Origin of the sequence: Trichlorobacter sp., from assembly GCF_030247655.1 — a bacterium.
GTDB lineage: Bacteria > Desulfobacterota > Desulfuromonadia > Geobacterales > Pseudopelobacteraceae > Trichlorobacter.
Genome location: NZ_JAOTRZ010000277.1, coordinates 1 through 3,380, shown reverse-complemented (window position 1 = coordinate 3,380; position 3,380 = coordinate 1). Strand labels below are relative to the sequence as shown.

At 51.3% G+C, this 3,380-nt stretch carries 3 protein-coding genes; all 3 read left to right on the top strand.

All coding sequences use genetic code 11. The annotated features are described in order from the left end of the window. A partial coding sequence (gene rplI, locus OEL57_RS15535; RefSeq protein ID WP_300741717.1) for a 50S ribosomal protein L9 occupies positions 1-301 on the top strand: 301 nt, incomplete at its 5' end. A gap of 125 nt (positions 302-426) precedes the next feature. Then, positions 427-1,764, top strand: a complete 1,338-nt coding sequence (locus OEL57_RS15530) for a hemolysin family protein (protein WP_300741715.1) — start codon at positions 427-429, stop codon at positions 1,762-1,764. A gap of 24 nt (positions 1,765-1,788) precedes the next feature. Further along, positions 1,789-3,380, top strand: a 1,592-nt coding sequence (locus OEL57_RS15525) for an AsmA family protein (RefSeq protein WP_300741713.1), incomplete at its 3' end; no start/stop codon positions are given.

The window sequence follows — 3,380 nt, the reverse complement described above, 5'->3', positions numbered from 1 at the left end:
CGCCAAGCGTCAGCTGGCTTATAAGAAGAATAAGGCTCTTGAGGCTGCCAAGAATCTGGTGGCCAAGATTGAGGCACTGTCCATTGAACTGACCCATCAGGCAGGCGAAGAAGGCAAGCTGTTCGGTTCGGTTACCAACATGGAAATTGCAGCTTTCCTGAAAGACAACGGCTTTGACATCGACCGCAAGAAGATCGTGCTGGCTGAGCCGATCAAGCAACTGGGCGAATACAGCGTACCGGTCAAGATCCACCCTGAAGTTGCTGCAACCCTGAAGGTTAAGGTTTCCGCTGTAGCTTAATAAAACTTCACCGTACAAACGTTACTATAAAGCCCGCCTACCGGCGGGCTTTATTTGTTACCAGACGGCAAACAGTCTCTCCGTCGGTTGACATTCAGGCTATTCCAGAGGAGAATAGCAATGCTATGGATACTGTAACCCTTGAACTAATTGTAATCCTCTTATTGATTGGCCTGAACGGTTTTTTCTCCATGGCAGAATTTGCCATTATCTCAATCCGCAAAGGCAGGATTGCCCAGCTGGTTGCTGATGGAGATGAACGGGCAGAAATTATCGAGCAGTTCCAAAAAGATCCCCACCCCTTACTTGCAGTAATCCAGATCGGTGTCACCGTTGCCGGATCTGCGGCCTCAACCGTTGGCGGCATTATTGCTATTGAACACCTGCGCCCTGTCCTGCTACTGCAACCCTGGCCGGTTTTGCAGAAAATTGCAGAACCGTTGGCAGCACTGACCGTGGTCGTTGTCGTTTCCTACGTTTCACTGATTATTGGAGAACTTGTTCCCAAAGCCATCGGCCTGCAGTACGCGGACAAGGTTGCCTTAAGACTTGCTCGCCCAATGCAGATCATAGCAAGACTAACCTCTCCGGTTGTCCTGATCCTGACCTCATCAAGCAAGGCAGTGCAAAACCTGATTGGACTTAAAGGAGAACAGGACGCCTTCATCACCCGCGAAGAGGTGCAGCACATGGTTATGGAAGGCCAGGAAACCGGCGTCTTCAGCGAAACAGAGCACGAGTATATACGGAATGTCTTTGAATTCACCCATACCTACGTTCGCGAAGTAATGGTCCCCCGCACACGGATGGTGGCCCTTGAGCTGCAAATGAGCCGAGAGGAGCTGGTCAGAATAATTCTGGAGGCCCAGTATTCCCGTTATCCGGTCTACCATAACGATATTGAAGAGATTGTTGGCGTACTGCACGACAAAGACATTATGGGAGCACTGGTACGTGGTGAAGAACTGCATTTGGAACAGATCATCAGACCGCCGGTCTTTGTGCCAGAGGGCAAAAAAGTAAATGAACTTCTGAAAGAGATGCAGCGTACCCGCAACCATATGGCACTGGTGGTCGATGAATACGGCGGCATCTCCGGTCTGGTTACCACTGAAGACCTGCTGGAAGAGCTGGTGGGTGAAATCGAGGATGAGCACGACGCCGGTGAGCCTGCCAAACTGGTGCTTCAGGCTGATGGCAGCTGGCTGGCAGATGGCCTTGCTTCAATTTTTGACCTGCAGGAACCGCTGGGCATCAAGCTGGAAGAGGCGCCACTCTATGAAACCGTTGCCGGTCTGGTTCTAAACGAGTTGGGTCATCTACCAATCCAGGGGGAAGCCGTCGAATGGAACGGCTTCAGGCTGATCTGCGAACAGGTAACCCGTACTGCTATCCTGCAGGTACGGATCATTGTACCCCAACCAGACAGTTCTCCCTCGCAACCAGAAACAGACGAGAGCTAAGCGGGTTCTCTTGCTATGCAGATTATGCCACGACAAAAATTTATCAAACTGCTTATCCTGTTGCTGATACTGGCCGGGACATTTTCACTGGGCCTGTCACTGCTGTTGCCCCGCCTGCTTGACCTGAACAGCTATCAGGCCCAACTGATCATTCTCGTGCAAAAGCAGCTTAACCGACAGGTACGTCTGGGTGACAGCAAGTTTTCATGGGTACTTGGCCCTGAATTTACCTTTAAGGATCTCTATGTTAAGGAACGGGACAACAGCCGGGAGTTTCTTTCAGCCAACCGAATAACCTTTCGACTTGCCCTGCTCCCTCTGATCAAGAAAAAAATCGAACTGCGTGAGATTGTCATCGATGGCGTCAGACTTACGCTCAGCCGTGATGAACAGGGCATCCTGAATATTGATGACCTGCTCAAGCCGTCAGAAGGCAGTTATAGCTTGCGGGCGAAAGGAGTCCGTGTCCGCAACGGCACGCTGTTCTGGCATGATCAGGCAACTTCGGAAACCTGCACAAGACTGATTGTATCCGGTATCAACCTGAGCCTTGACAAGCTGATCCCAGGCAGAAAATGCACATTTAAACTAGGGGCCACCCTTGAAGGGAGCAGTCCCGGCAATATCAGCACATCCGGCACCATCAGAATTCCCAGGCGTGGCGAGCTTCTGCATCAAGCGGATCTTGACGCCAAACTAGAGCTGAACCAGCTTGAATACGGCCGTTTCTGGCCCTATATCGAACAGTACGTCCCCTTCCCATCTCCAGGCGGCACACTTAGCCTTAACCTTGCGCTGAAGGGGCGTTGGCAGAACCTGCAGGCAAAAGGGTTGCTGAAGGCCCGTAATCCTGTAGTAAACTGGCCCAAGGTATTTCACGGCAAGGTTGCTCCTAAACAGCTTCAACTGGGCATTGACCTGAAATGGACTCCTGCCCTGCTTGACATGTCAACGCTTCAGCTCAGCCTGGATGGTTTTGATATCAAGGGAGTGGTAAAACTTAGCGACTTGAACGGTAATGATCCTCTGATCACCGTAAAGGCAGCTTCAGAATCCTTTGACTATACCCGAGTCAAAAGTTACATCCCGTTTGGGATCATTGACGATGATGCTGCCGACTTCATTGAGCACAAGATCAGGGGTGGTGTCTTTAAACTGACCACCGGCACCCTGAATGGACGAATTTCCCAACTGGCCCGTTTTGGTATCGGTGATAACGCCAATGCGCTTTACATCAGTGGAACGGCTGATCAGGCCAGTATCCAGTATGGAGAAAAGACACCGACCTTTAAGCAGATCAAAGGCACCCTTGAGATGAAGGGGCGCAATTTCAACCTGATCGGCATGAGTGGCAGTTTTGGCGGTTCCCCCTTTACCCTTGAGGGGAGTATCACTGAATATGCAACCGAAGGCGTCCCCTCCTTCTACCCCTTTACCATGTCCATCGCCCCCAGACCTGCAGAAGTCGCCTGGCTGGCTGAACATGCCGGAGCAGAGGCATTACGCTTTCAAGGCACAACAACAACGCTCCGACTACAAGGAGATGGCCCTTCATCTGCGTATCGGGTATCTGGAGAATGGTTACTGAACAGCGCATCCTACGACTATCCCTCCAT

What these genes read in the sequence shown, in the direction of transcription:
- OEL57_RS15530 (WP_300741715.1), top strand. Translation starts at nt 427, where the DNA reads ATGGATACTGTAACCCTTGAACTAATTGTAATCCTCTTATTGATTGGC.